Origin of the sequence: Modestobacter sp. DSM 44400, from assembly GCF_900107175.1 — a bacterium.
Classification (GTDB): domain Bacteria; phylum Actinomycetota; class Actinomycetes; order Mycobacteriales; family Geodermatophilaceae; genus Modestobacter.
Map to the genome: position 1 here is coordinate 43,747 of NZ_FNOZ01000020.1, position 26,692 is coordinate 70,438.

The following is a 26,692-nucleotide window of genomic DNA, read 5'->3' on the forward strand; positions in this document are numbered from 1 at the left end:
GTGGTCAAGGGCCGGCGGCGGCCGGCGGGCCGTTGCGGCGGGGCACCGGCCGGCGGGGTCAGCGGCGTCTGCGTTTCCCGCGGTTGGCCGGCGCCGAGCCGGGACCGCCGCCGCGCGGCCGGTTGGCGGCCCCCGCGGGGCGGCCGTTCGCGCCGCCGGAGCCGGCGGCCGTGCTGCCGGTCGGACCCCCGGCCGACGCGGCGGGCGGGGCCCCGGTGTCGGCGGCGTCCGGTGGCGGCGCGTCGGCGGCGGTCACCGACTCGGGGGCGACGGTGGGCTCGGGCGCAGCGGTGGCGGGGCGGCCGGGCTTGGCACGAACCGGCTTGGCGCCGGGCTTGGGCGCGAGCGCCCTGGGGTCGATCGCCGGCTTGTCGGCGGCGGCCTTGGCCAGCGCGGCCGGGGAGCCGGGCGGCGGGAGGGCCTTGAGGATGTAGAACTGCTGGCCCAGCGTCCAGAGGTTGTTGGTGAACCAGTACAGCAGGACGCCGATGGGGAAGAAGAAGCCGGAGACGAGCAGGCTCAACGGCATGCCGTAGAGCAGCAGCTTCTGCACGGTGGCCGCCTGGCCCTCGACCGGACCGGAGCGCTTCTGGATCTGCTTCTGGGTGAAGAAGGTCGTCAGGCACATGATCACGATGAGGACCGCGGCGACGATGCGGATGTTCGTGTAGCTGGAGAACGCCAGGATGGCGTCGGCCTTGTCGCCCTGCATGTTGAACGAGGAGGAGATCGGCGCACCGAACAGCTTGGCCCGGGACGCCTGGTCGGTGAGCTCGTTGTCCCAGCTGTACAGACCGGGCTTGTCCGGGGCGAGCCGGCGCAGCACGTGGAACAGGGAGATGAAAACCGGGATCTGCGGCAGGATCGGCAGGCAGCCGGCGAGCGGGTTGACCCCGCGCTCCTTCTGCAGGGCCATCATCGCGGTGCTGAAGCCCTGCTTGTCACTGCCGTACTGCTTGCGCAGCTTCTGGATCTCCGGCTGGATCTCCTGCATCGCCCGCTGGGATTTGACCTGCTTGACGAACAGGCGGAACAGCAGCACCCGGATGGTCACGACCAGGAAGACGATCGCCAGCGCCCAGGTGATGCCGCTGGCGGGGTCCAGGAAGGTGGAGAACAGGGCGTGCCACTGCTTCATCACCCATGCGATGGCGGTGTAGAGCGGATCAAGCAACGCCAGCCTCCTGGGGCGGGGTCCGGCCGGGGGCCGGCCGGTGAGCACGGTCACGGGGACCCGCTCCGGGGATGAGCGGCGCCCGGGAAGGCGCCGACGTGCACGACGAGTGGGTGGGCTCGGCGGTTCCTGAGGGGCCTACGGTGCGGCGGGCCGGCACCAGGTCGACCCCGCCGGGGTGCCAGGGCGCGCACTTCGCCAGCCGGAGCACGGCCAGCCAGCTACCCCGGGCGGCCCCGTGCAGCTGGATCGCCTCGACGGCGTACGCGCTGCAGCTCGGGGCGAACCGGCACCGCGGTGGGAGCACTGGGCTCACCGCCCGCTGATAGAAGCCGACGACGGCCAGCAGGGTGCGCGCGACCACACCCCGGGGAGCGGTGCCGTGAACTCCGCATGAGCTCGCGAGCTCGCTCATGACCGGGTACCCCGTTCGGCGAGGACGCGGTCGAGGCCGGCCCCCAGGTCGCGGCGCAGCACGGCGACGTCGGCGCCCGCGGCCTCGGGCCGGGCACGGACCACCAGGTCCGCGGTGTCGGGCAGCCGGTCGAGCTGCTCGCGCACCAGGTGCCGTAGTTGACGGGCCACCCGATGCCGGCAGACCGAGTTGCCCACGGCCTTGCCCACCACGAAACCGGCCCGTGGCCCGGCCGGGGTGTCCAGGGGACCCCCGGCCCGGGCTACGGGCCGTACGGAGAGGAAGTGCAGCACCATGGTCGGGCGACCGGCGCGACGACCGGACCGGACGACCACGGTGAACTCCGGCCGCCGGCGCAGGCGTGCCTGCGCTGGCAGCACCTCAGGCGGAGAGCTTGTCGCGACCCTTGCGCCGGCGGCCGGCGAGGATGGCGCGGCCGGCCCGGGTGCGCATGCGCAGCCGGAAGCCGTGGGTCTTGGACCGACGACGGTTGTTCGGCTGGAACGTGCGCTTGCTCACGAGGGACTCCCACTTGCTGACGACGTCGGCGCGGCGGTGCCCGGATCGGGCCTCACACGCGTGCGGGCACAGGAGGTCGCGGGGTCGCGACCGGGACCTGCACCCGAGGCTGGTTCGCCGCGGCCAGGCACGCTGCTCGGGCGATGGGTCTCCCGGGTGCGACGTGCGGTTGTCCACAGACTCCGACCAGCATAGCCGAGTCCCGCCGAGGGGCGGTGTCCGGTCGGGCCGGGGGCTGCGGTCCCGTCCGGGGCACGAGCGACCCACCATGATCGACCGCGGGGGTCGCCGGATGCGGAGCACACGCCGGACGACGCGACCGCATCCTCGGCGGGACGCGCCGGTCGTCGTTGCCGAGCTGTGGACGGGGCTGTTAGCGTCGCCGTCGCTCCATGTGGGACGACACGGTCCCCGAACGGGGCGGGCCCGGTCGGTCTGCCCCTGATGCACCGCTCCACCGCTTGCCCGGACACCGGCCCTGACCAGCACCGACGCGATCTACCGGATCCCCGCGACCCAGCGGTCGACGGCGGAGGCCGTTGCCCGTGCACACTCTGTGGACACCGGTGTGGAACCAGCTGCGCCGGTTCTCCACACCTGGGGACCGGCCTGGGGTCCGCGTGGCTCCCGCAGACGCGGGACGCACCCTCCGCCGAGGGACCGACGGGACAAGCAGAGCCGAAGCACGGGAAGGGACGACAGACGATGGCCGACTCCACGGTCGACCTGGCGACGGTCTGGGACCAGATCCGCGAACGGCTCGCCACCAGCCTGTCCCCGCAGCAGAACGCCATGCTGAACCTGACCCGCCCGCTGGGCCTGGTGGAGGACACCGCCGTCCTGGCCGCGCCCAACGAGTTCACCCAGACGGTGCTCGAGTCGCGCATGCGGCTGGTGCTCGCCGAGGCGCTGTCCCAGCAGTTCGGCCGGGAGATCCGGGTCGCCGTCCAGCTCGAGGACGCCCCGGTGCAGCCGGGTGCCGGCACCGGGACGCCGGACGCGCAGCAGCCGCTGGATCCCCGCTGGGGTGCCGGTGGGCCGGCCGACCGCGCGCCGGAGCGCCCCGCGGAGCGACCTGCCGCGACCCGGCCAGGCGACCGCTTCGAGTCCTACGTCCAGCAGCGCCTGCCCGACGAGCGGTACGCCGGCGACCGCTTCGCCGACGATCGGTTCACCGCCGACAGGTTCACCGCAGGGCGCTCGTCCGAGGAGTCCTTCGGCGACGACCGCTTCGCCGAGGGCTTCGCGGCCGGGCGGTCCGAGGAGGACCGCGCCGCCCGCGAGCGGGCCGCCCAGGATCGCGCCGACGAGGACCGGGCTGCCCGGGACCGCGCCGACGACGGCCGCAGCGCCTTCGGCGTGCGCACCGAGGCGTGGCTGCCCGAGTCCGGGGACGGCCGCGACTGGTCCCAGGGTGCCGACCGGTCGGCCGAGCCCGACGGCGACCCCCGCGGCTCCGGCGGGCCGGCCGGGGACGACGCCCGCCGCGGTGCGGCGCCGTGGGACCTCGACCCGGCCGATCGCGCCGGTGACCGGGCTGCCGAGCGGCGCCCCGGCGAGCGCGGTGGCCAGGGCACCCGGGGTTCCGGCGCCGTCCCGCTGTTCGCCGACCGGCACCGTCCCGCCGGCCTGGACCCGGGGCTGAACCCCAAGTACGTCTTCGACTCCTTCGTCATCGGCAACAGCAACCGGTTCGCCCATGCCGCGGCGGTCGCGGTGGCCGAGGCACCGGCCCGCGCCTACAACCCGCTGTTCATCTACGGCGACTCGGGGCTGGGGAAGACCCACCTGCTGCACGCCATCGGGCACTACGCGGCCCGGATGTTCCCCAACGTGCGGGTGCGTTACGTCAGCACGGAGGAGTTCACCAACGAGTTCATCAACCTGGTGCACTCCGGCCGGGCGGAGGACTTCCGTCGCCGCTACCGGGACATCGACTTCCTGCTGATCGACGACATCCAGTTCCTGGAGCGCGCCGAGCGCACCCAGGAGGAGTTCTTCCACACCTTCAACACGCTGCACAACGCCAGCAAGCAGATCGTCATCACCTCCGACCGGGCGCCGAAGAAGCTGACGACGCTGGAGGACCGGCTCCGCACCCGCTTCGAGTGGGGCCTGATCACCGACGTCCAGGCCCCCGACCTGGAGACCCGCATCGCGATCCTGCGCAAGAAGGCGTGGGGGGAGCGGCTGCAGGCCCCCGACGCGGTGCTGGAGTTCATCGCCAGCAAGGTGCAGACCAACATCCGCGAGCTCGAGGGCGCGCTGATCAGGGTCACCGCCTTCGCCAGCCTGAACAAGCAGCCGGTCGACCTGGCGTTGGCCGAGCTGGTCCTCAAGGACCTGATCAGCGACGAGCAGGGCCCGCAGATCACCGCGGCGATCATCATGGCCGCCACCGCGGAGTACTTCTCCCTGACGATGGAGGAGCTGCAGGGCGCCAACCGAAGCCGCACGCTGGTCAACGCCCGGCAGATCGCCATGTACCTGTGCCGCGAGCTCACCGAGCTGTCCCTGCCGCGGATCGGCGCCTCCTTCGGCGGCAAGGACCACACCACGGTCATGCACGCGGTCAAGAAGATCACCGGCCTGATGAGCGAGCGCCGGGCGACGTACACGCAGGTCACCGAGCTCACCGCACGGATCAAGAGCCGCGCCCGTCAGTGACCTTCCGGTGACCGACCGCCCCTGGACGACGGTCACCGTCCCCGCACATGTCGCCTTGTCCCCAGGGCTGTGCACAGGTTGGGGAGAGCGGTTGCGCACTCCCGACCATCGGGCAACCGCCTGGCCGAGGGCCCGCCGCCGTGGCCGGGCCCCCCGCTGACCTGCGACGTCCACCGTTGCGCCGCCCGCTGTCCACATCCTGCGGACGACGCTGGGGGCCTCCACGGCGCCTGCCGCGGTCGGGGGCAGGGCATGGGGACGACCCTGGGTGCCGCCAGGGGACGGCGGGTGGAGACCGGTCGTGGACGGTGCACAGCGGTCGAGTTGTCCACGTGTCGACACAGGAAGACGGTTCACGGCTCACAGCGCACCAACAGGGCCATTTCGGGGGTGACCTCCACGAAGGGGCTCGATCCCCAGGTTCCACATACGTGATGACGAAGATGAAGTACTTCTCTCCAGGTGTTCTCCAACCACATTCAGGATGGGGACGTGCCGGTCCGGGGCCCGGACGGAACCGCCGAGCGGGCAGGGACGAGGGCAGTGGAGACGCGGGGGGCCTGCGCAGGAGAGGATGGTCGCCGCACACCGCGCCGGACCAGCCAGCGCAGCCGAGCAGTGTGCACCGACAAGGGGTGGGGTACAGCATGAAGTTCCGGGTGGCACGAGAGGTGCTCGCCGAGGCGGTCGCCTGGACGGCGCGCAGCCTGCCGCCGCGTCCCTCGGTGCCGGTGCTGGCCGGGATCATGTTGGAGGTCGAGGGCAACCAACTGTCGGTGTCCGGCTTCGATTACGAGGTCTCGGCGCGGTCGGAGATCGATGTTCAGTCCACCGAGGGCGGCCGTTCCCTGGTCCCCGGCCGGCTGCTCGCCGAGATCACCCGCGCGCTCCCGCCGCACCCGGTGGAGATCGTCGCCGAGGGCGCCCGGTTGTCGATCAGCTGCGGCAACGCGAAATTCAGCCTGCCGACGCTGCCGGTGGAGGACTACCCGTCCCTGCCGTCGATGCCCTCCACCGCAGGGGTCGTCGACAGTGACGCCTTCGCCGAGGCGGTCAGCCAGGTCGCCGTGGCCGCCGGCCGGGACGACACCTTGCCGATGCTGACCGGCGTCCGGCTGGAGATCGAGGACGACCTGGTCACACTGGCCGCCACCGACCGCTACCGGCTCGCGGTGCGCGAGTTCGCCTGGCGCCCGGAGACCCCTGGGTTGTCCGCGGCCGTGCTGGTCCCGGCGCGCACCCTGGCCGACGCGGCGAAGACGCTGACCAGTGGCCCCGAGGTCGTTCTCTCGTTGTCCTCCGGCGGCTCGGGCGAGGGCATCCTGGGCCTGTCGGGCAAGGACCGGCAGACCACGACCCGGCTGCTGGACGCCGAGTTCGTCAAGTACCGGGCGATCATGCCCAGCGAGTCGACCTCCAGCGCGATGCTGCCGGTGGCGCTCTTCACCGACGCGGCCAAGCGCGTCGCCCTGGTCGCCGAGCGGGGCACCCCGCTGCGTTGCGAGTTCACCCCGGGGCAGGTCACGCTGCGCGCCGGTGGCACCGACGACGAGGGTCAGGCGGAGGAGCGCTGCGACGTCGACTTCGACGGGGACGCGCTGACCATCGGCTTCAACCCGACATTTCTGCTCGACGGGCTGGCCGCGGTGCACACCGACCGGGCGCGGCTGGACTTCACCACCGCGCTGAAGCCCGCCGTCCTCTCCGGCGTCGCAGAGCCGGCCGCCGATGACGGTGGCGAGCAGCGCCCGGCCGAGCGCCCGGGCAGCTACCGCTACCTGATCATGCCGGTGCGACTGCCCGGCTGAAGTAGGACCACCCTTCCCCCCACGCCTCGCAAGCTCGGCGCGGGCCCCTGAAGGGTGGCCGTTCCAGGACGTCACCGTGCTCGGCGCGGGGCCCTGGACGGGGCCGCGGGGGGTCCGTCGCGCGGCTGCCGCCGGCGACGAGCACGATGGCGGGGGAACGTCCGCCGAGAAGGAGAGGGACCGAATCGTGCAGCTGGGTCTGATCGGGCTGGGCAAGATGGGCGGCAACATGGCCGAGCGGCTGCGCCGCGCCGACCACGAGGTGATCGGCTACGACCGCGCGCCGAGCAAGCGGGACGTCGACAGCCTGCCCGCCCTGGTCGAGGCGCTGAGCGCGCCGCGCGTGGTCTGGGTGATGGTGCCCTCCGGTGAGCCGACCCGGGCCACCGTCCGCGAGCTCGGCGAGCTGCTCAGCCCCGGTGACGTCGTCGTCGACGGCGGGAACTCGAAGTTCACCGACGACCAGGTGCACGCCGACGAGCTGGCCCCCAAGGGCATCGGCTACGTCGACGCCGGGGTCTCCGGGGGTGTCTGGGGCCTGGAGAACGGCTACGCGCTGATGGTCGGCGGCTCGAAGGAGGACGTGGCCAAGGTCCAGCCGGTCTTCGACGCCCTCAAGCCACCGGCGCCGGAGGACGAGTCCGGTGAGCCGCTGCCGGGTGCCGGTTTCGTGCATGCCGGCCCGGTGGGCGCCGGGCACTTCTCCAAGATGGTCCACAACGGCATCGAGTACGCGATGATGCAGGCCTACGGCGAGGGCTACGAACTGCTGGCCGCCGTCGACCTGGTCGAGGACGTCCCCGGCGTCATCGCCTCCTGGACCCAGGGCACCGTCATCCGCTCCTGGCTGCTGGACCTGCTGGTCCGCGCGCTGCAGGAGGACCCGGACCTGGACCAGATCACCGGCTACGCCGAGGACTCCGGCGAGGGCCGCTGGACCGTCGAGCAGGCGATCGAGCACGCCGTGCCCATGCCGGCGATCTCTGCGTCGCTGTTCGCCCGGTTCGGCTCCCGGCAGGATGACTCGCCGACGATGAAGGCGGTCGCGGCGCTGCGCAACCAGTTCGGTGGTCACGCCGTGCACGCGATCCGGGCCCAGGAGGCCGAGGAGCCCGCGTGACCGAGCCGGCGAGGTCACCCGGATGAACCACATCGCTGGATGGGTGTGACCGTGTACGTCCGGCACCTGCAGGTCGGCCAGTTCCGCAGCTGGGAGTCCGCCGACCTGGCGCTGACCCCCGGCCCGACGGTGCTGGTCGGTCGCAACGGCCAGGGCAAGACCAACCTGGTCGAGGCGGTCGGCTACCTGGCCACGCTGAGCAGTCACCGGGTCTCCTCCGACGCGCCGCTGGTGCGGCACGGCGCCAGCCAGGCCGTCGTCCGCGCCGCGCTGCGCCGCGACGAGCGTGAGCTGCTCGTCGAGGTGGAGATCAACCCCGGGCGGGCCAACCGGGTGCGGGTCAACCGGGCGCCGCTGCCCCGACCGCGTGAGCTGCTCGGGCTGGTCAAGACCGTGCTGTTCGCCCCGGAGGACCTCTCCCTGGTGCGCGGCGACCCGGCCGAGCGGCGCCGATTCCTCGACGACCTCCTGGTGACGCGCACACCGCGGCTGGCCGGGGTGCGCAGCGACTACGAGCGGGTCCTCAAACAGCGCAACGCCCTGCTGAAGACGGCGAAGCTGGCGCGGGGCAACGCGCTGGCCACCCTGGACGTGTGGGACGGCCACCTCACCGATCTCGGCGGTCAGTTGCTCGCCGCCCGGCTGCAGCTGGTCACCGCCCTGGCGCCGCATGTCGCCGCGGCCTACGCCGGGGTGGCCGGTCCGGGCGCGGACGCCGCAGCGCTGGGCTACGCCAGCACCGTCCCGTTGGCCGGCGAAGGCGCTCCACTGGGTCCCGACCGGGCGCTGCCCGGCGCCGCCGAGCTGTCCGCCGCGCTGGCGGCCCGGGTCGCCGAGCGCCGCGGCGAGGAGGTCGACCGGGGAGTCACCCTGGTCGGCCCGCACCGCGACGACCTGGTCCTGCACCTCGGACCGGCGCCGGCCAAGGGGTACGCCAGCCACGGCGAGTCCTGGTCCCTCGCCCTCGCCCTCAAGCTGGCCTGCTTCGCGCTGCTGCGCGCCGAGGGCGAGGACCCGATCCTGGTTCTGGACGACGTCTTCGCCGAGCTGGACGCCGGCCGGCGCACGGCGCTGGCCGCGGTGGCCGCCACCGCCGAGCAGACGCTGATCACTGCGGCCGTGGCCGAGGACGTCCCCGCCGCACTGCGCGGCACCCGGGTGCAGGTGGCCGACGGCCAGGCGGTCGTCCTGCCGTTCTCCGCAGACATGGCCATCCCTGCGGACGTCGGGCCGGTGTCCGGTGGCTGAGGAGCGCCCGGCCCGGCCCTCGGACATCGCCCGCGCCGCGCTGGACGCCGCCCGCGCGGCGTCGGCCGCCCGCCCGCAGCCGACCCGCCGGCGGGTCGCCGGACCGCGGCGCCGGTGGACCGGGCCGCACCCGGGCGCCGACGACCCGCAGCTGCTGGGGTCGCTGGTCGACTCGCTGGTCACCCAGCAGGACTGGACGTCGCGCACCAAGGTCGGCGCGGTCTTCGGCCGTTGGGACACCCTTGTCGGACCCGACATCGCCGAGCACTGCCGGCCGCAGTCGCTGTCGGAGGGTGAGCTGCTGGTCATCGCGGAGTCGACCGCCTGGGCGACCCAGCTGCGGCTGATGGCCCCCTCGATCCTGGCCAAGCTGCACGCGCAGGTGGGCGGGGACGTCGTGACCCGGCTGCGCGTTGTGGGACCGACGGCACCGAACTGGAAGAAGGGCCCGCGCACCGTGCGCGGACGCGGGCCACGCGACACCTACGGCTGAGCGAGGAGCCCCATGGAACGCTTGACAGCACGGCGTAGCCGTTCCCTGCCTGCACCGGAGGTGGGTCGATGAGCAGCCCCCACGACCGCGACGGCTTCGATGACCGCGGACCCGGCGACTGGCAGGAACCCGAACACCTCGCCGAGGGCGGCGGCGAGGGCACCGGGGCCGCCGACCGGCCCGCGGACCCACCGAACGCAGCCCCGGGCCCATCCACCGGGAGCACCGCCTGGCAGCCCCCGGGTTGGGACCTGCCCACCGTGGAGCCCGAGCGCTCGACGATCGAGCCCGCGGTTCCGCAGTCGCAGCCGCCGGCCCCCGACGAACGCCAGGACGACGCCCTCCCACCGGCCGAGCAGGCGCCAAGTGGTCCCCGCGGGCTGTTCGGCCCGCGCCGGCGCCGGGAGCCCGGCGCCGCGGAGCAGGTGTTCCGGCGGGAGACCGACCCGGTCGGCGTCCAGGCCTGGGCGCTGCACCACGGCTGGGTGGCCTCCGACGGCACCGGGCCACAGGACGCACCGCTGGTCGACCTGGTGCGCTCGGCGCCGGTGCGCCCGGCCAAGGAGGACTGCCCGGGCAACGTCGTCCGCGGCCGGGGCATGGGCCTGGACCTGGTCGCCTTCGACGTCGTCTACGAGACGCCCCGCTACGCCGTGCCCCGGTGGGCGGTCACCGCTGCGCCGGTGCTGGGCGACGTCCCGTCCTTCCGGCTGACCCCGGCCCGGTTCTGGAAGCACCGCACCGGCGGGCTGCTGCAGGTTCCCAGCGGCGACCCGGAGTTCGACCTGCGCTGGGTGCTGCTCGCCGCCGTCGACGGCCCGCAGGTGCGCCGGGTGGTCGAGGACCCGGTGGTCCGCCAGCTGCTGCTGGGCACCGACGACGGTGACGAGCTGTGGTCGGCTGCCGGCTTCGTGGCCGCCGTGCGCCCGGACGGGCACCGTCCGCAGCTGATCGAGCACCACGCCCGGCTGCTGGCCGTCGTGGTCGGCGCGCTCGCCGCCGCGGCCTGAGCAGGCCGCCCTGAGCAGCGCCGCAGGCGGGGACGCCGGCGCCCTGCCCACCGCCGGGCTGCGGGAGCTGTTGCCGTTGCTCCGGCCGCACCGCCGTGCGCTGGTCGGGGCCGCGGTGCTCTCGCTGGTCTCCGCCGCCGCGGCGCTGGCCCAGCCGGCGCTGGTCGGCCGGGTCGTCGGCGCGGTCGGCTCCGGCCGCACGGTGCTGCCGGGGATCGGCGCGCTCGTCGTCGTGCTGGTGGCCGCGGCGGTGCTCGGTGCCGGCCAGCAGTACCTCCTGCAGCGGACGGCGGAGGGCATCGTCCTCACCACCCGCCGGACGCTGACCGACCGGCTGCTCCGGCTGCCGGTCGCCGAGTACGACCGGCGCCGGACCGGGGACCTGATGTCCCGCGTCGGCTCGGACACCACCCTGCTGCGGGCCACGGTCACCAGCGGCGTCATCGAGGTCGGCGGCTCGCTGGTGGTCGGCATCGGTGCGCTGGTGGCGATGGCGTTGGTCGACGTCTGGCTCCTGCTGGTGACGGTGGCCTCGGTCAGCGTCGGGGTAACCACGGCGGTGCTGGCCGCGCGGCGGGTTCGCGGGCTCGCGCGGCTGGCCCAGGAGCAGGTCGGCGCGATGAGCGCGGCAGTGGAACGGGCGCTGTCGGCGGTGCGCACCATCCGGGCCAGCGGGGCGACCGGCCGGGAGGTCGCCGTGGTCGGCACCCGCGCGGAGCGGACCTTCGACGCGGGGGTGCAGGTCGCCCGGCTGCAGGCGCTGGTCTCCCCGGCCGGGTCGATTGCCGTCCAGGGCGCCTTTCTGGCCGTGCTCGGCCTGGGCGGCTACCGGGTGGCCACCGGCTCGATCGCCGTGGCCGACCTGGTCTCCTTCATTCTCTACCTGTTCCTGTTGGTCATGCCGCTGGGTCAGGTGATCCGCGCCTACACCGAGCTGCAGACCGGGCTGGGTGCGCTGGCCCGGGTGCAGGAGGTGCTCGCGCTGGAGCCCGAGCGCGACGACGTGCCAGAGGCACCGCACCGCCCCGGGACGACGACTGTCCTGCGGCTGCCCGCCGCCGGGGACCCGACCCCGCTGCTCGAGCTGGACGGCGTCGACTTCGGCTACCCCGACGGCACGCAGGTGCTGCACGGCGTCTCCTTCGCCGTTTCGGCTGGCACCCGCACCGCGCTGGTCGGGCCCTCCGGCGCCGGGAAGTCCACGGTGCTGGCCCTGGTCGAGGGCTTCTACCCGCTGTCCGGCGGCGTACTGCGGTGGGCCGGCACCGACGTCCGCGAGCTGCCCCGGGCGGCGCTGCGCGCGCGGCTGGGCTACGTCGAGCAGGAGGCCCCGGTGCTCGCCGGCACCGTCCGGGACAACTTGCTGCTGGCCGCACCCGACGTCGGGGACGACCGGCTCTGGGCGGCACTGGCCGACGTGGGGCTGACCGAGCTCGTGCAGCGCTCGGCGCGCGGGCTGGACGTGCCGGTGGGGGACGACGGGGTGCTGCTGTCCGGCGGCGAGCGGCAGCGGCTGGCCATCGCCCGCTCTCTCCTGGCCCGGCCGGCGTTGCTGCTGCTGGACGAGCCGACGGCCAGCCTGGACGCCCGCAACGAGGGGTTGCTGCGCCGCACGCTGACCACCGCCGCGGCCGACCGCGCCCTGTTGGTAGTCGCCCACCGGCTGTCCACGGTCCTGGACAGCGACCAGATCGTGGTGCTGGACGGCGGCTGGGTGACCGCCGTCGGTACGCACCCGGAGCTGCTGGAGACAAGCCCGCTGTACCGCGAGCTCGCGACGGCGCAGCTGCTCGTCTGAGCCACCCGCGTTCCACGTGGAACGAGAGCGGCACCAGCGCCCCGAGGACGGTGTGTCGACGTCCGGGCCAACACGGGTGGTGGTCGATGTGTCGGGAGGGGCTCTCGAGCGACGTCAGGGCGTGGATGGCGGCGCCCTGTGGTGCAGACCCGGTAGGCTGGGGGAGTCACACCGCCAGCAGCCCGCTGAGCGCCGTTCTGCGCCTCCGTCGACCCCGTCGTCGGTCCTGCGCGCCCGGCGCCTGGCTGCGCGAGAGAAGGGCCCCACGTGGTCGCTCGACCCAGCACTCCGGCAATGGAGAACGCCTACTCCGGCAGCTCCATCACCGTCCTCGAGGGGCTGGAGGCGGTCCGCAAGCGCCCCGGCATGTACATCGGCTCCACGGGTGAGCGCGGGCTGCACCACATGGTGCAGGAGGTGGTCGACAACTCCGTCGACGAGGCGCTCGCCGGTTGGTGCGACACCGTCCGGGTCACCCTGCTGGCCGACGGCGGCGTGCGGGTGGAGGACAACGGCCGTGGCATCCCGGTCGACATGCACCCGGTCGAGAAGCGGCCGACCCTCGAGGTCATCATGACCACCCTGCACGCGGGTGGGAAGTTCGACGGCAAGAGCTACGGCGTCTCCGGTGGCCTGCACGGCGTCGGCGTCACCGTGGTCAACGCGCTGTCCAGTGAACTGGACGTCGAGATCTGGCGCGACGGTGTCGAGTGGCACCAGCACTACACCGAGAACAAGCCCGGCCCGCTGGAGCGCTTGGGCGAGACGACCAAGCGCGGCACCGCAATCACGTTCTGGGCCGACCCGTCGATCTTCGAGACAACGGTTTACTCCTTCGACACGATCAGCCGCCGGCTGCAGGAGATGGCCTTCCTCAACAAGGGCCTGACCATCATCCTGCGCGACGAGCGGCCCGGTCAGAGCAAGGCTGAGACCGGCCTGGCCGACGAGATCCCGCTGGTCGAGACCGCCGTGGCCCCCGGTCATGAGGAGGAGGCGTTCGAGCCGACCGAGATCACCTACCGGTACGACGGTGGCCTGGTCGACTACGTCGCGCACATCAACCGCCGCAAGACTCCGATCCACCGCTCCGTGATCGGCTTCTCCGCCGACGGGGTCGGCAAGAACGACACGGCGATGTCGCTGGAAGTGGCGATGCAGTGGTCGGACGCCTACTCCGAGTCGGTGCACACCTTCGCCAACATCATCAACACCCACGAGGGCGGCACCCACGAGGAGGGCTTCCGTGCGGCGCTGACCTCGATCGTCAACCGCTACGCGGTGGACAAGAAGATCCTCAAGGAGAAGGACGACAAGCTCACCGGCGACGACATCCGCGAGGGTCTGGCCGCGATCGTCTCGGTGAAGCTCGGCGACCCGCAGTTCGAGGGCCAGACGAAGACCAAGCTGGGCAACACCGAGGTCAAGGGCTTCGTGCAGCGGGTCTGCAACGACCAGATCGGGCACTGGTTCGAGGCCAACCCCGCCGAGGCGAAGGTCATCATCACCAAGGCGGCCTCGGCCGCCCGGGCCCGTCGCGCCGCGCAGGACGCCCGCAAGCTGGCCCGCAAGAGCCTGCTCAGCGTGAGCGGGCTGCCGGGCAAGCTGTCGGACTGCCGCTCGACCGACCCGCGCAACTCCGAGGTCTACATCGTCGAGGGGGACTCGGCCGGCGGCTCGGCCAAGTCCGGTCGTGACTCGATGTTCCAGGCGATCCTGCCCATCCGTGGCAAGATCATCAACGTCGAGAAGGCGCGCATCGACCGGGTGCTGAAGAACACCGAGGTCCAGTCCATGATCACCGCCTTCGGTACCGGCATCCACGACGAGTTCGACCTGTCGAAGCTCCGGTATCACAAGATCGTGCTGATGGCCGACGCCGACGTCGACGGCCAGCACATCCGCACGCTGCTGCTGACCCTGCTGTTCCGCTTCATGCGCCCGCTGGTCGAGGCTGGCCACGTCTACCTGGCCCAGCCCCCGCTGTACAAGATCAAGTGGGGGGCGAAGTTCGGTGACGAGTACGTCTATACCGACAAGGAGAAGGAAGCCGTCCTCAAGGTCGGCGCCGAGGCCGGTCGGAAGATCAAGGACGACGCGATCCAGCGGTTCAAGGGCCTGGGCGAGATGGACGCCACGGAGCTGTGGGAGACCACGATGAACCCCGAGACCCGCATCCTGCTGCAGGTCACGCTGGAGGACGCCGCGGCGGCCGACGAGCTGTTCAGCATCCTGATGGGCGAGGACGTCGAGGCCCGCCGGAGCTTCATCACCCGCAACGCCCGCGACGTCCGGTTCCTGGACGTCTGACACCTCCGGTGTAGGCAAGGAACGGCTTCGCCGTACTGGAAACTTATTGACAGAGCACCGCCTCCGGCGGGAGGTGGATGAATGCACCGGCCACTCGCAAGCTCCCGGCCTGCGGATTCATCCACCTCTGTGCACCGACTTGTGGAGAACCAGACGTGACCGAGACCCCCAGCCGCGACCGCGTCGAGCCGGTCGACCTCCAGCAGGAGATGCAGCGCAGCTACATCGACTACGCGATGTCGGTGATCGTGGGCCGCGCGCTGCCCGAGGTGCGCGACGGCCTGAAGCCGGTGCACCGCCGCGTGCTGTACGCGATGTTCGACCAGGGCTTCCGCCCCGACCGTGCGACGGTGAAGTGCGCCCGCGTCGTCGGCGAGGTGATGGGCAATTACCACCCGCACGGTGACTCGTCGATCTACGACGCCCTGGTGCGGCTGGCCCAGCCCTGGTCGATGCGCTACCCGTTGATCGACGGCCAGGGTAACTTCGGGTCACCGGGCAATGACCCTGCGGCAGCGATGAGATATACTGAGGCTCGCCTGACTCCGCTGGCCATGGAGATGCTGGCCGACATCGACGAGGACACCGTCGACTTCCAGCCGAACTACGACGGTAAGAACCAGGAACCGCTGGTCCTGCCGGGCCGCATTCCGAACCTGCTGGTCAATGGCTCGGCCGGCATCGCCGTCGGCATGGCGACCAACATGCCGCCGCACAACCTGCGCGAGGTGGCGGCCGCCGTCTTCTGGCTGCTCGAGCACCCCGAGGCCGAGGCCGAGGAGGCCCTCACCGCGTGCATGGATCGGATCAAGGGCCCGGACTTCCCGACCCACGGCCTGATCGTCGGCCGGGATGGCATCGAGGATGCCTACCGGACCGGCCGCGGGTCGGTGCGGATGCGCGCGGTGGTCACCGTCGAGGAGGACGCCCGCGGCCGGGTCCAGCTCGTGGTCACCGAGCTGCCCTACCAGGTCAACCCGGACAACCTTGCCGAGGCGATCGCCGACGGCGTCCGCGACGGCCGGCTGCAGGGCATCTCCGAGATCGCCGACGAGTCCAGCGACCGGGTGGGCCGCCGGCTGGTCATCACCCTGCGCCGCGACGCCGTCGCGAAAGTGGTGTTGAACAACCTCTACAAGCACACCCAGCTGCAGACCACCTTCGGCTGCAACATGCTCTCCATCGTCGACGGCGTGCCGCGCACGCTGCGGCTGGACGAGCTCGTGCGGCACTGGGTAGCCCACCAGGTCGAGGTCATCGTCCGGCGCACCCGCTACCGGCTGCGCAAGGCCGAGGAGCGCGCGCACATCCTGCGCGGCTACGGCAAGGCCCTCGACCAGCTCGACGCCGTCATCGCGCTCATCCGGCGCAGCGAGTCCGCCGACGCCGCCCGCAGCGGGCTGATGGAGCTGCTGGACGTCGACGAGATCCAGGCGATCGCCATCCTGGACCTCCAGCTGCGCCGGCTGGCCGCCCTGGAGCGGCAGCGGATCCTGGACGAGCTGGCCGAGATCGAGGCCCGAATCGCCGAGTTGCAGGCGATCCTGGACTCCCCGGAGCGGCAGCGGCAGATCATCCACGACGAGCTGGCCGAGATCGTCGAGAAGTACGGCGACGACCGGCGCACCCAGTTCGTGGCCCACGACGGTGACGTGTCCATGGAGGACCTCATCGCCGAGGAGGAGGTGGTCGTCACGATCACCCGCACCGGCTACGCCAAGCGCACCAAGAGCGACCTTTACCGCAGCCAGCGCCGCGGCGGGAAGGGCGTTCTGGGCGCCGCGCTCAAGCAGGACGACCTGGTACAGCAGTTCTTCGTGGGCTCCACCCACGACTGGATCCTCTTCTTCACGAACAAGGGCCGGGTCTACCGGGCCAAGGCCTACGAGCTGCCTGAGGCGGCGCGCACCGCCCGCGGGGCGCACGTGGCGAACATCCTGGCCTTCCAGCCCGACGAGAAGATCGCCCAGGTCATCCAGATCAAGGACTACACGGTGACGCCGTACCTCGTGCTGGCCACCGCCAAGGGGCAGGCCAAGAAGACCCGGCTGACCGACTTCGACTCCCCCCGCACCGGCGGCGTCATCGCGATGAACCTCCGCGAGGGCGACGAGCTGGTCGGCGCGGCGCTGATCAGCCCCGATCAGAACCTGCTGCTGGTGACCCGCAAGGCGATGTCAATCTGCTTTAAGGCCGACGACGAGCAGCTGCGGCCGATGGGCCGCGCGACCGAGGGCGTGCGCGGCATCTCGCTGGCCGACGACGACACCCTGCTGTCGATGATCGTCGTCACCGAGGGCGTCGACGTCCTGGTCGCCACCGAGGGCGGCTACGCCAAGCGCACCGGCATCGAGCACTACCCGGAGCAGAACCGCGGCGGCAAGGGAGTGCTGACCGCCGACCCCAAGGCCCGCAAGGGCGTGCTGGTCGGTGCGCTTGCGGTGGTGCTCGGCGACGAGCTGTACGCGATCACCTCCGGTGGTGGCGTGATCCGGACGCCGGTGAACGGCGTCCGGCACACCCGGGACCGCGCCACCATGGGCGTCAAGCTCATGAACTTGCCGGAAGACGTCTCGATCGTGGCGATCGCGCGTACGACGGACAACGACGAGCCCGACGCCTAGGGTGGGGCGGATGCCAGACCGGCTGCCGGGGCGACCTCGCCCCGGCGCCGGGCTGCGCGAGGACCACGGCAGTGACCGGTGCGGCGTCGCCTGGACGGCGTGGGCGGCAACGAAGCGGCGCGGGCCGCTGGGGGACAGGAGACAGGCATGAGCGACCGGACGCGAGGTTCGGTGCGCACCGGCTCCCGCGAGGGTGACGGAGCGGCCGGCGGTCTACCGGAGGCTGCCATCCCCGGCGACGGTGACGGCGGTGCGACCACGGCCGGCCCGGCTGCGAAGACGCCGAAGGCTGCTCCCGCCGCAGAAGCGGCGCGCGGAGCCGCCCCGCAGCCCTCGGTCGACGGCACGCAGGTCATCACCCCCGACAGTCCCCCGTCCGGAGTCTTCGCCGGCGCCGCGCCCGCACCGTCGTCTCCTCCGGCGGCCGACGGGAACGCCTCGGCCCGCACCGTCGCGCCGTCGAGTCCACTGGTCCCGCCGCCGGGTGCGCCGGCGGGCCGGGCTTCCGGCTCCGCCGCCGGTGCCGGCTGGTCGCCGGGTGCGCGCGGGCAGGCTCCGGTCCCTCCGGCCGCCCCGGTCGGCCCCGAGGGCACCCAGGCGGTCCCGCTGCCCGCGGCCGGGAGTCGGCCAGCGGGTGCGTCCGGTCGTCCGCCGGGAAGCGGGGCGGGAAGCCCGTCGACGCCGACCGCCACCACTCCCAAGGAGCACGGTCGTGGGCGTGGGGTCAGCCGTGGCCCGCGCCGGGCCCGGCTGCAGCTGCGGCACATCGACACGTGGTCGGCGCTGAAGATCTCCCTGGTGGTCTCCATCGCGCTGTTCTTCGTGTGGATGGTGGCCGTCGGCCTGCTGTTCGGCGTGCTGAACGGCCTGGGGGTCTTCCAGACCCTCAACGACCTGTTCGGCCAGCTGGGCAGCGTCTCCGGCGGCGACGGCGGCAACAGCGAGGTCATCACCGCGGGCGTGGTCTTCGGCGGGGCAGCCGTCCTCGGCGCCATCAACGTCGTGCTGCTGACCGCGCTGTGCACGGTCGGGGCGGTCGTATACAACCTGTGCTCGGACCTCGTCGGTGGCCTGGAGGTCACCCTCGCGGAACGCGAGTGACGAAGTAGAAGGGCCCGCTGCCCCATACCGCTCGCGGGCTCGCGGCGGGCCCCTGCAGGAAGGCCGTCGATCCGGGCAAGGTAAGCTCCCTCTCGGTCCACGGGCCTGTAGCTCAGCTGGTTAGAGCGCATCCCTGATAAGGATGAGGCCGGAGGTTCAAGTCCTCCCAGGCCCACCCGTGCACCGGTGACCGGATTCCGGCGCCGCGACGGACACCGGTTCCCGCGGCCGCGGGGCCGACACCTCATCTGGAGGTCACCCCGCGTGCTGAAGAAGCTGGCGGTCGCAGCCCTGGCTGCCGGCGCCCTGGCGGCCGTCCGCAAGCGCAGCGCCGGCAAGGGCGAGGCCGACCTGTGGGCCGAGGCCACGAGTGGCCCGGGATCGGTCAGCACCCCTCGTTCGTGACTCCGGTGGTGGGCACCCGCCCCACCGCCTTCCCGGGGACGTAGCTCAATTGGCAGAGCACCGCCTTTGCAAGGCGGGGGTTAGGGGTTCGATTCCCCTCGTCTCCACCCTATCGACAGGCCGTCTGACCTGCGCGTTTGCCTCTCGATCTTGTCTGTCGTCGGCCGGCTGAGCGGGCTCAGTCCGCAAAAAGTCCGCAGCTGGTCCGCACGTCGTGGCACGCAGGCGGTCCAGGCGCTCGGCGACGTCATCCAGATCGTCGTCGAAGAGGTCCGCGTACCGGTCGAGGGTCATGGCCGCCGAGGCGTGGCCGAGCATCCGCTGGACGGCCTTGACGTTGGCACCGGCGCTCACCGCCAGCGACGCCGCGGTGTGCCGCAGCTCGTGCGGCGTCAGGCCGGCCAGGCCGGCTGCGCGGGCGGCGTCGTCGAACCAGGCGTACCTGGCGTTCCGGTTCCGGAGGACTGCGCCCTGCGGGGACGGGAAGGCCAGCTCGTCACCGGGCCGGTTCACCACCGACCGCGCCAGTTCGTCGACCAGGAAGCGCGGTAGGGGCACCGAGCGGCGGCCGTGCGTCTTCGGCGTTCCCCAGACGACGGTGGACCCGTTGATCTCGGTGACTGCCTCCTCGACGGTCAGCCGACGGCGGAGCAGGTCGAAGTTCCGCACCCGGAGAGCTGCGAGTTCCGACCAGCGCAGACCGCAGTAGCTGAGGACGAGGACGGTCACCCGCCCGGGCCCAGCAGCGTCGGCGAGGGCCTCGACCTGCGCGGAGCTGAGGTACCGCCGGCGTTTCGTCCCCAGCGGAGGCAGGTTCATCCCGAGCGCGGGGTTGGCCATGAGGCGGCGGTCCCGTACGGCTGCACCGAGGATCCCCGACAGGACGCCCTGGGCCTTGCGCACCGAGGCTCCTGACAGCCCCCTGTCGGAGAGCTCGGCCAGCCAGGCCTGGATGTCGCTCGGGGTGACACGTACCAGCGGGACGTCACCCCACCGCGGTTGGACGTGGGTCCGCAGCACGTCCGCCTAGCGAGCCCGCGACGTCGGCTTGAGGTTGATCTTGCCGGCCAGCCACACGGGGGCGAGTTCACCGACGGTCGCCTTGGCGCGTCGTGGGTCGACGTAGGTGCCGGTGCCCACGGCGGTCGTCACGGAGTCCAACCAGCGTTGCGCGTCGACCTTCCGGTCGAAGTGCCGAGCGTGCTCCCGGCCGGCGGGGTCGCGGTAGCGAGCGCGCCAGCGCCCGTCGGCCCCGTCTTGCGATGCTTGCCATGGCGTCCCCTGAAGAGCGACGGCGGAGGCTGACAGGGTGCACCAAACCCCTGACACCCGCCCAGGCGCTTCCGGCCGGCTTATGGGTGACGTGCTGGTGAATCTCCAGTTCCTCTCCAGTACCCGCGGGGCGCCGCCCGACCACAGTCATCGGCCGCTCCGTAGCCGCCGATCCGTGAGGTGGTCGGCCGGGGGAAGGGTGGACCGAAGGCCCATCCGCAGGGCGCGTCAGCGCCCTTCCGGCGGCCGGCCAGCCCAGAACAATCACGGCGGGGGAGCAGCCGAGGCATGCAGCCCTGAAGGCGGCTTTTGAGACATGCGAGAACCGGACGGCGATACCTTCTCGCAGTGATCTCCGGCCAGCCGCCCGTTGTTCAGCCGTGGATGACGACCGCGGTCGCGGCAGCTTTACGCGACATGGGCTGCCCTCCCGACATTGCGCAGCAACTGTCCAGAAAGTTGCGTGTCGAGCGCCCACGAGGCGGCACGGAGTGGTTCCTCATGTTGGCCAACCACGGAACGGGCTATCCGGCGCGCTGCGATGAGGTCGCGTACGCCGCCGAGCATCTGGCCAGGAACGTGGCCGCCGACAACGCCGAAGCCGCCGACCGCACCGCTCGCGGCGAGCCGAGGGCGACGCCGTACTGGCCCCTTCCCGATCGCACATCGGGTCGACAGTAGGTCGGCACTCGTCGCCGTGGAGGGCCGCTCAGAGCGACGGCCGTGGGCCGCCCAGGGGGAAATTGTCGTGCGCCAGCTACCTGGTCGGCCTCTCCTGGGGGGTGGGCGACCTGACCCGGTGGAGGGACGCGCGGTCACAGGCGCCGAGTGCGGCGTAGTTGGCCCGCGCCTGTGTCAACGAAAGAGACCCGTTGGGACCGGGGCGAACCAGGTCGGCATCGTGGTCGTCCTGGCCCTCGTCCTCTCGGAAGCACACCGGGCACAGCTCGTACTGGCCCCGGGTCGGCAGCGTCAGTGAGGCGCAACATGGGCACGCGAACGGGCCGCCTTCCGGGTCGCGCTGCACGTTGACCAGCGTCGCGACGGCCGCTCGCTTTGCTTCAAGCTCGGCCTCATCCACGTGGAGCACAAGAACGGCCCGGCGACCGGCTCCCAGCAAGGCGAAGCACCTGCGCAGTCGCTCCGCCAGGGTCACAGGCGTGAACGGTAGTTCCGGAGCCGGAGCTGGTCGTACTTGCAAGCCTCGGCTCGCCCTAAAGGGCCGTTTTGGGCAACACGTCCCGACTGTGGACGCCCGTCACTCGGTGCCGGACTCCGTCGCACAGCTGTGCCGCGGCCTGAGGTGTGCGCTCTTCCGATGGCCCTGCCGGCGACGACGAACGCAGCCGGACGACCGGCCCGGCGAGGCGGTCCGTCGCTCTATCGGATCGGTAGCATGCTTGCCGCTTGCCGCTTGCCGCTTGCCGCTTGCCGCTTGCCGCGTGCCGCGTGCCGCGTGCCGCTTGCCGCGTGCCGCTTGCCGCGTGCCGCTTGCCGCTTGCCGCTTGCTTTTGGCGCTTGCCGCTTGCTTTTGGCGCTTGCTTTTGGCGCTTGCTTTTGGGGGTTTCACTCCGGGCTTGTGGACAAGGCTACGGGCAGTTGAGCGGGTGCGAGCGGCGTCAACCGGCAGGTTTGCCGGTAGCCTGTGATCATGACGGCTAGCGCTGCAGGGGGTGAGCCCCTGGCCGGATGGGACCCGCGTCGCCGCGCTGCACTCGAGGCCGTTTGGGAGCAGTTCCAGCAGGCTGCTGGCGATGTGAGCCTGAGCGACGAGATGATCGCCGATCGTCGCCGCGAGGCTGCCGCTGAGGACCCCTCGGCTCGCGGGTGATCGTTCTCGACGCCTCAGCGCTGCTAGCCCTTCTTCACCGCGAGGCCGGCTGGGACGTCGTCGCGCGGGCCGCCGCTGCTGACAGCGCCACGGTCAGCGCGGTCAACTACGCCGAGGTGGTTCAGAAGACCGCTCAGCACGGCCTGGCCGCCGAGGACGTCGACGCCGCCCTGGAGGCGGTCGGGATCACCGTCAGCCCGTTCGGCCGGTTGGACGCGCGTCTCGCCGCCTCGTTCTATCGGCACCGTTCTGGGCTCAGCCTCGGCGACCGGGTCTGCCTGGCGCTGGCCCGAAGCCTGTCGAGCCCTGCCTTCACCGCGGATCGCGTCTGGCAGCGCTGGGCCGAGGACCTGGACGTCGACGTCCGCGTGATCCGCTGAGGCACCCCAATCGTCCGGAGTTCTGGACAGTTGTAGTCCACCAAGTCCGCAGATAGTCCGCAAAACGCCCAGAAACGCCCGTTGTCGATCATCGCCGATCAACGGATGCTCCGGGCGAAAGCGCAGGTCAAACCACCTTATAGGCCGGGTAGAGCCAGTTGCTCAGGCGCCTTAGCACCGCCTTTGCAAGGCGGGGGTTAGGGGTTCGATTCCCCTCGTCTCCACCGCTGGTCCGTACCGCCGGCCGCCCCTGTCCGGACGTCCCACCCCGTCCAGTGGGAGAGTGGTGCCCGTGACTGAACAGACTCCTGCCGCACGGCGTGCGGTGCTGCACACCAACCACGGCGACATCACCGTCGACCTGTTTTCCGACCACGCGCCCAAGACGGTGGCGAACTTCGCCGACCTGGCCGAGGGCACCAAGGAGTGGACGCACCCGAAGACGCGGGCGAAGACCACCGACAAGCTCTACGACGGCACGGTCTTCCACCGCGTCATCGGCGGCTTCATGATCCAGGGCGGCGACCCGCTCGGGCAGGGCACCGGTGGCCCCGGCTACCAGTTCGGCGACGAGTTCCACCCCGACCTGGCCTTCGACCGCCCCTACCTGCTGGCCATGGCCAACGCCGGACCGGGCACCAACGGCTCGCAGTTCTTCATCACGGTCGGCAAGACCCCGCACCTGAACCGCAAGCACACGATCTTCGGCGAGGTGGCCGACGACGCCAGCCGCCAGGTCGTCGACGCGATCGGGAAGGTGCCGACGGCGCGCGGCGACCGCCCGAAGGACGACGTCGTCATCGAGTCGGTCGAGGTGCAGCGCAGCTGAGCACCCCGGACGGACCCGGGGGTGCCGGCGCGGGCGGACCGCAGCCGGCACCCCCGGCCACCACGTGTTACCGGCACCCCGATCGGGCGACCGGTGTCTCCTGCGCGCGCTGCGGCCGGCCCATCTGCCCCGAGTGCATGCAGCCGGCCTCCGTCGGCTTCCAGTGCCCTGAGTGCGTGCGGGCCGGCAACGCCGGGGTCCGGCTGCCCCGGCGGGGCACCACGCTCCGCGTGGCCGGCCGCCGCTTCGGCCCGGTCACCTCCGTCCTCATCGCGCTCAACGTGGCCGTGGCCCTGGCCACCGTCGTCTCCGCGGTGCTGGCCGGCCGCAACCCGCTGCGCAGCTTCGTCTCCCCGTTGCTCAACGACCTGGCGATCAGCCCGGCCGCCGTGGATGCCGGTGAGTGGTGGCGGGTGGTCACCAGCGCCTTCGCGCACATCAGCCCCGTGCACCTGGTGCTCAACATGCTGGCGCTGCTGCTCTTCGGCTCCGAGCTCGAGCGACAGCTGGGCCGCGGCCGTTACCTGACCGTCTACCTGGTCTCGGCGCTGGGAGGTGCGGCCTCCCTGCAGCTGTTCGGCTCCTACTACGGGGGCGTCGTCGGGGCGTCCGGGGCGATCTACGGCCTGCTGGGCGCCTTCGGGGTGGTCCTGGTGTCGCAGAAGCAGGACCTGCGGGGCCTGCTGACGCTGCTGGGCATCAACCTGGTCGTCAGCTTCCTACCCGGCGTCTCGCTGCTTGGCCACCTCGGCGGCCTGGTCGTCGGGGCGGTATCCGCCGGAGTGCTGCTGTTGTTCCGGCGGCGGCGCCCGGCGGCGATTGCCGGGATCGCGGTGCTGGTCGCCGTCCTGCTGGTGCTCGTGTTCGGCGGTCTCCGCTAACCCGTCGGTGGAGGAGTACGCGCGGCTTCGCCGGTGAGCGCGTCGGCGACCACCTGCGGCTCCTCACCGAGGTCCCGCCGCCCCAGGACGACGAGCACGGCGTCGTCGCTACGGTCCTCCAGCTCCAGCGTGCGGCCGCGCATCCCGAGCCGCCGCGTCACCCGGACCCGCACCTGCAGCACCGCCCACGGGATCGTCGTCGTCCCGCCGAGGGCGGCGCGCACCGTCACGCCCTCGGCGCCGGCACGCAGCCGCGGTCGGGTGAGCAGGTCGCGTGCCGCCAACGTCAGCAGCACGAGCGCGGCGGCGCCGACCAGCACGCGGCCGACGGGGTCCACCAGGGCCGCGGCGAGGGCCAGGGCGACGCCGACGGCGGCCGCGGCGACGGTCTCGCCGACCCGGGGTGACCACTGCACGTCCCCAGCTTCCCAGCAACCCGGGCGCGCGGCCGAAAGCGCTGGTCGAGGGGACATATCGGCTGTCCCGCAGGCGTCACCGGCCGCGGCCGTGTCGACTTCTCCACAAGTGTGTGCACAGCTGGGAACGGACTTCCACGCGTGTAGTTACCGATCTGCCGTTTCTGCCCCACGAGTAACACGGCCGGGAAAACCCCTGGTCACCGACCTGTGGGGACAGGTCGCGCACCCACATGTCGTGGACAAGCCTGAGGACGGCGCGGCTGCGCCACTGTGGAAGCCACCGGCGGCCTGTGCACAACCCGGGGACGGTCCTCACCGGCCCCCGGGACGGCGAGAGGCCCCCGTCCCGATCGGGACGAGGGCCTCTGGAACGGGCGGGCGGTCAGCGCCAGCGCATGGACATGACCAGCCCCACCACCATCGCGCCGAACCCGATCAGGAAGTTCAACGCCCCCAGCGACACCATGAACGGGATCCGGTCGCCGGCGACGTAGTAGACGACGATCCACAGCAGCCCGAGGACCATCAGGCCGACCATGACCGCGGCGTACCAGCGGGGGCTCGGCTCAGCGGCACGGGCGCGTGCGGCCCTGGGCAGCACGTTCTCGGGCGGGGTGTACACCGACTTTTTGCGCACCTTGGACTTGGGCACCGTGCCGACTCCCTCCACGGCCGGCGGCATGGTGCGCCGGCGACATCGACGACCAGCCTAAGCTGAGGTCCGGTCATCCCGTCCCGTGCGGGCCGCGAACGGCACGTCGCGACCGAGTCGGTGCCGCCCCCGGGCGCCGGGAGTCAGCTGGAGTCAGGAGGTGCAGGTGTTCCTCCGCCGACCGACCAGCCGCGGCGTATGGACGGTGCTGGTCCCCGTCGTCGCCCTCGTCGCCGGCCTGCTCTTCGCCACTTCGGGCCGGACGGCGCTGGGCACCGACCTGCGGGCCGGGGAGAGCACCCAGCTGTCCAGCCTGGTCGAGCAGCGGAACCGGGTCATCGCCTCGCAGCAGGACGATCTCGGGCGGCTGCAGGCCCAGGTGCAGCACCTCACCGACCAGGCCGCCTCCCGCAACGGTGCCGTCGCCGCTGCCCAGGCCGGCGGGGCCGCGGGCATGGCAGCTGCGGAGCTGACCCCGGTCACCGGCCCGGGCGTGCAGATCACCCTGGACGACGCCCCCCGGGAGAGCGGCGCCGGGCTGCCCACCGGTGCCCGCCCCGACGACCTGGTCATCCACCAGTCCGACGTGCAGGGGGTGGTCAACTCGCTGCTGGCCGCCGGCGCCGAGGGGGTGGCCATCATGGGACAGCGGCTGATCGCCACCAGCGCCGTCCGGTGCGTGGGCAACACGCTGTTGCTGCAGGGGCGCACCTACTCACCGCCCTTCGTGATCACCGCCGTCGGCGACGCGTCGGAGATGCGCAGCCAGCTGGCGGTCTCCTCCGACGTGGCGCTGCTCGAGCAGGCCGTCGAGGACTTCGGCCTCACCTACGACATCCGCGAGCTGCGGTCGGTCGACCTCCCGGCCTACGACGGGGCCCTCGACATGCAGTACGCCGATGTCGGCTGAGACCGACACCGCGCGCTGGGAGACGCGCCCCGAACTTCCGCCGCGGGGGCAGGGTGTGCGCGAACGGGCCCGGCGCCGGCGGGCCGGCGATGTCGGCCGCACCGTCGTTCGCGGCATCGGCCAGGCCCTGGTCACCCTGGGTCTGGTCGTCCTGCTGTTCGTGGTCTACGAGGTGTGGGTGACCGACCTGCTCACCGCGCAGCGCCAGGGGGAGCTGAGCGACGAGCTGCAGGAGGGCTGGGACGCCCCGACGGTCACCGACCCGGGAGGCACTCCGGCGCCGATCGACGTGGCGCTGGGGCAGCCCTTCGCCGTGCTGCACATCCCCCGGCTGGGTGCGGACTGGTCTCGGGTCGTCGTCGAGGGCACCGGGGGTGAACAGCTCGCGCAGGGCCCGGGGCACTACGCGGGTACCGCGATGCCCGGTGAGCAGGGCAACGTCGCGCTGGCCGGGCACCGGGTCGGGCGCGGCTCGCCGTTCCTGGACCTGGACCGGATGCGGCCGGGCGACCCGATCGTGGTCGAGACCGCCGACTTCTGGTTCGTGTACCGGGTCCTCGGGGACGCCGCCACCGGCGACCTGGGCGCCGATCCCAGCGGCATCCCGGGCATGCAGATCGTCCGGCCTTCCCAGGTCGACGTCATCGCCCCCACCCCGGACGGCGCGACCGACGGCGCGGCGACCGGCGCGTACCTGACGGTGACCACCTGCCATCCCAAGTACTCGGCCCGTCAGCGGCTGATCGTGCACGCCGTGCTGGACGGGAGCCCGGTGAGCCGGACCGAGGCTCCGGACGGCCCCGACGCACTACGGGGAGACTGAACG

Annotated in this window: 25 protein-coding genes, 3 tRNA genes and 1 pseudogene; 20 read left to right on the plus strand and 9 right to left on the minus strand. The window is 72.1% G+C overall.

What is annotated here, in order from left to right; genetic code table 11:
* Positions 1 to 58: 58 nt before the first annotated feature.
* From yidC to rpmH, 4 genes are read right to left on the minus strand one after another with little or no spacing between them, the layout of a single operon-like run.
* On the minus strand, positions 59 to 1,174 hold the full coding sequence (gene yidC, locus BLW04_RS13715; protein ID WP_091542003.1) for a membrane protein insertase YidC: 1,116 nt from the start codon (positions 1,172 to 1,174) through the stop codon (positions 59 to 61).
* Positions 1,167 to 1,589, minus strand: a complete 423-nt coding sequence (gene yidD / locus BLW04_RS13720; protein ID WP_091542007.1) for a membrane protein insertion efficiency factor YidD — start codon at positions 1,587 to 1,589, stop codon at positions 1,167 to 1,169. Before yidD ends, yidC begins: the two co-directional genes overlap by 8 nt.
* The gene (gene rnpA / locus BLW04_RS13725; RefSeq protein WP_091542010.1) at positions 1,586 to 1,969 is read right to left on the minus strand and encodes a ribonuclease P protein component; all 384 of its coding nucleotides are present in this window, start codon (positions 1,967 to 1,969) and stop codon (positions 1,586 to 1,588) included. Before rnpA ends, yidD begins: the two co-directional genes overlap by 4 nt.
* 1 nt (position 1,970) lies before the next feature.
* Positions 1,971 to 2,108: a 50S ribosomal protein L34 gene (gene rpmH / locus BLW04_RS13730; protein WP_056296149.1), complete on the minus strand. Its 138-nt coding sequence runs from the start codon at positions 2,106 to 2,108 to the stop codon at positions 1,971 to 1,973.
* Between the two features lie 705 nt (positions 2,109 to 2,813).
* On the opposite strand from rpmH, the gene dnaA reads away from it, so the two are divergent.
* From dnaA to BLW04_RS13790, 13 genes are all read left to right on the plus strand, one after another.
* Positions 2,814 to 4,775 carry a chromosomal replication initiator protein DnaA gene (dnaA, locus tag BLW04_RS13735; RefSeq protein ID WP_091542013.1) on the plus strand — a complete coding sequence of 654 codons (1,962 nt, stop codon included), beginning with the start codon at positions 2,814 to 2,816 and terminating at the stop codon, positions 4,773 to 4,775.
* A 647-nt stretch (positions 4,776 to 5,422) separates the two neighbouring features.
* Positions 5,423 to 6,583 (plus strand): DNA polymerase III subunit beta, encoded by a 1,161-nt coding sequence (dnaN, locus tag BLW04_RS13740; protein WP_091542123.1) that lies wholly within the window; start codon positions 5,423 to 5,425, stop codon positions 6,581 to 6,583.
* Between the two features lie 187 nt (positions 6,584 to 6,770).
* Entirely contained in the window at positions 6,771 to 7,703 is a 933-nt protein-coding gene (gene gnd, locus BLW04_RS13745) for a phosphogluconate dehydrogenase (NAD(+)-dependent, decarboxylating) (protein WP_091542016.1), read from the plus strand.
* Positions 7,704 to 7,742: 39 nt separating this feature from the next.
* Positions 7,743 to 8,951: a DNA replication/repair protein RecF gene (gene recF / locus BLW04_RS13750; protein ID WP_254781525.1), complete on the plus strand. Its 1,209-nt coding sequence runs from the start codon at positions 7,743 to 7,745 to the stop codon at positions 8,949 to 8,951.
* Positions 8,944 to 9,444 (plus strand): DciA family protein, encoded by a 501-nt coding sequence (locus BLW04_RS13755; protein WP_091542020.1) that lies wholly within the window; start codon positions 8,944 to 8,946, stop codon positions 9,442 to 9,444. Before recF ends, BLW04_RS13755 begins: the two co-directional genes overlap by 8 nt.
* Positions 9,445 to 9,512: 68 nt before the next feature.
* The gene (locus tag BLW04_RS13760) at positions 9,513 to 10,454 is read left to right on the plus strand and encodes a hypothetical protein (RefSeq protein WP_091542024.1); all 942 of its coding nucleotides are present in this window, start codon (positions 9,513 to 9,515) and stop codon (positions 10,452 to 10,454) included.
* A 76-nt stretch (positions 10,455 to 10,530) separates the two neighbouring features.
* A complete protein-coding gene (locus BLW04_RS13765; RefSeq protein ID WP_254781527.1) occupies positions 10,531 to 12,252 on the plus strand; it encodes an ABC transporter ATP-binding protein in 1,722 nt (573 codons plus the stop codon).
* Between the two features lie 294 nt (positions 12,253 to 12,546).
* Positions 12,547 to 14,562 carry a DNA topoisomerase (ATP-hydrolyzing) subunit B gene (gene gyrB / locus BLW04_RS13770; RefSeq protein ID WP_091542033.1) on the plus strand — a complete coding sequence of 672 codons (2,016 nt, stop codon included), beginning with the start codon at positions 12,547 to 12,549 and terminating at the stop codon, positions 14,560 to 14,562.
* Positions 14,563 to 14,717: 155 nt separating this feature from the next.
* The gene (gene gyrA, locus BLW04_RS13775) at positions 14,718 to 17,186 is read left to right on the plus strand and encodes a DNA gyrase subunit A (RefSeq protein WP_091542036.1); all 2,469 of its coding nucleotides are present in this window, start codon (positions 14,718 to 14,720) and stop codon (positions 17,184 to 17,186) included.
* A gap of 147 nt (positions 17,187 to 17,333) precedes the next feature.
* Entirely contained in the window at positions 17,334 to 18,287 is a 954-nt protein-coding gene (locus BLW04_RS13780; protein ID WP_175484047.1) for a DUF3566 domain-containing protein, read from the plus strand.
* A gap of 101 nt (positions 18,288 to 18,388) precedes the next feature.
* Positions 18,389 to 18,462: transfer RNA gene (locus tag BLW04_RS13785), tRNA-Ile, on the plus strand.
* An 89-nt stretch (positions 18,463 to 18,551) separates the two neighbouring features.
* Positions 18,552 to 18,692 (plus strand): DLW-39 family protein, encoded by a 141-nt coding sequence (locus BLW04_RS26750; protein ID WP_175484048.1) that lies wholly within the window; start codon positions 18,552 to 18,554, stop codon positions 18,690 to 18,692.
* Between the two features lie 34 nt (positions 18,693 to 18,726).
* Positions 18,727 to 18,799: transfer RNA gene (locus BLW04_RS13790), tRNA-Ala, on the plus strand.
* Between the two features lie 217 nt (positions 18,800 to 19,016).
* On the opposite strand, the pseudogene BLW04_RS28425 reads toward BLW04_RS13790, so the two are convergent.
* A pseudogene (locus tag BLW04_RS28425) lies at positions 19,017 to 19,532 on the minus strand (tyrosine-type recombinase/integrase); the annotation flags it as partial.
* A 186-nt stretch (positions 19,533 to 19,718) separates the two neighbouring features.
* The gene (locus BLW04_RS29170; protein WP_256375481.1) at positions 19,719 to 19,844 is read right to left on the minus strand and encodes a hypothetical protein; all 126 of its coding nucleotides are present in this window, start codon (positions 19,842 to 19,844) and stop codon (positions 19,719 to 19,721) included.
* 468 nt (positions 19,845 to 20,312) lie between these two features.
* Here BLW04_RS29170 and BLW04_RS25935 point away from each other — a divergent pair, with 468 nt between their 5' ends.
* Positions 20,313 to 20,645, plus strand: a complete 333-nt coding sequence (locus BLW04_RS25935; RefSeq protein WP_139306843.1) for a hypothetical protein — start codon at positions 20,313 to 20,315, stop codon at positions 20,643 to 20,645.
* 76 nt (positions 20,646 to 20,721) lie between these two features.
* Here BLW04_RS25935 and BLW04_RS29645 read toward each other — a convergent pair whose 3' ends face one another.
* Positions 20,722 to 21,120 (minus strand): CPCC family cysteine-rich protein, encoded by a 399-nt coding sequence (locus BLW04_RS29645; protein ID WP_217631034.1) that lies wholly within the window; start codon positions 21,118 to 21,120, stop codon positions 20,722 to 20,724.
* Positions 21,121 to 21,791: 671 nt separating this feature from the next.
* Between BLW04_RS29645 and BLW04_RS13815 the strand changes: the two genes are divergently transcribed.
* From BLW04_RS13815 to BLW04_RS13830, 4 genes are all read left to right on the plus strand, one after another.
* Entirely contained in the window at positions 21,792 to 22,175 is a 384-nt protein-coding gene (locus tag BLW04_RS13815; RefSeq protein WP_091542043.1) for a PIN domain-containing protein, read from the plus strand.
* Positions 22,176 to 22,332: 157 nt separating this feature from the next.
* Positions 22,333 to 22,399, plus strand: a tRNA-Ala gene (locus BLW04_RS13820).
* A 68-nt stretch (positions 22,400 to 22,467) separates the two neighbouring features.
* A complete protein-coding gene (locus tag BLW04_RS13825) occupies positions 22,468 to 23,004 on the plus strand; it encodes a peptidylprolyl isomerase (protein ID WP_091542047.1) in 537 nt (178 codons plus the stop codon).
* A gap of 176 nt (positions 23,005 to 23,180) precedes the next feature.
* Positions 23,181 to 23,885, plus strand: coding sequence for a rhomboid family intramembrane serine protease (locus tag BLW04_RS13830; protein ID WP_254781528.1), 705 nt, complete (start codon positions 23,181 to 23,183; stop codon positions 23,883 to 23,885).
* On the opposite strand, the gene BLW04_RS13835 is transcribed toward BLW04_RS13830, so the two are convergent.
* Entirely contained in the window at positions 23,882 to 24,301 is a 420-nt protein-coding gene (locus BLW04_RS13835; RefSeq protein WP_091542053.1) for a PH domain-containing protein, read from the minus strand. The two genes, BLW04_RS13830 and BLW04_RS13835, sit on opposite strands and share 4 nt — an antisense overlap.
* Before the next feature lie 385 nt (positions 24,302 to 24,686).
* The gene (gene crgA, locus BLW04_RS13840) at positions 24,687 to 24,974 is read right to left on the minus strand and encodes a cell division protein CrgA (protein ID WP_254781530.1); all 288 of its coding nucleotides are present in this window, start codon (positions 24,972 to 24,974) and stop codon (positions 24,687 to 24,689) included.
* A gap of 148 nt (positions 24,975 to 25,122) precedes the next feature.
* Between crgA and BLW04_RS13845 the strand changes: the two genes are divergently transcribed.
* The gene (locus tag BLW04_RS13845; protein ID WP_091542138.1) at positions 25,123 to 25,866 is read left to right on the plus strand and encodes a DUF881 domain-containing protein; all 744 of its coding nucleotides are present in this window, start codon (positions 25,123 to 25,125) and stop codon (positions 25,864 to 25,866) included.
* Entirely contained in the window at positions 25,856 to 26,689 is an 834-nt protein-coding gene (locus BLW04_RS13850; RefSeq protein ID WP_091542057.1) for a class E sortase, read from the plus strand. The genes BLW04_RS13845 and BLW04_RS13850 overlap by 11 nt, the downstream gene beginning before the upstream one ends.
* Positions 26,690 to 26,692: the final 3 nt, after the last annotated feature.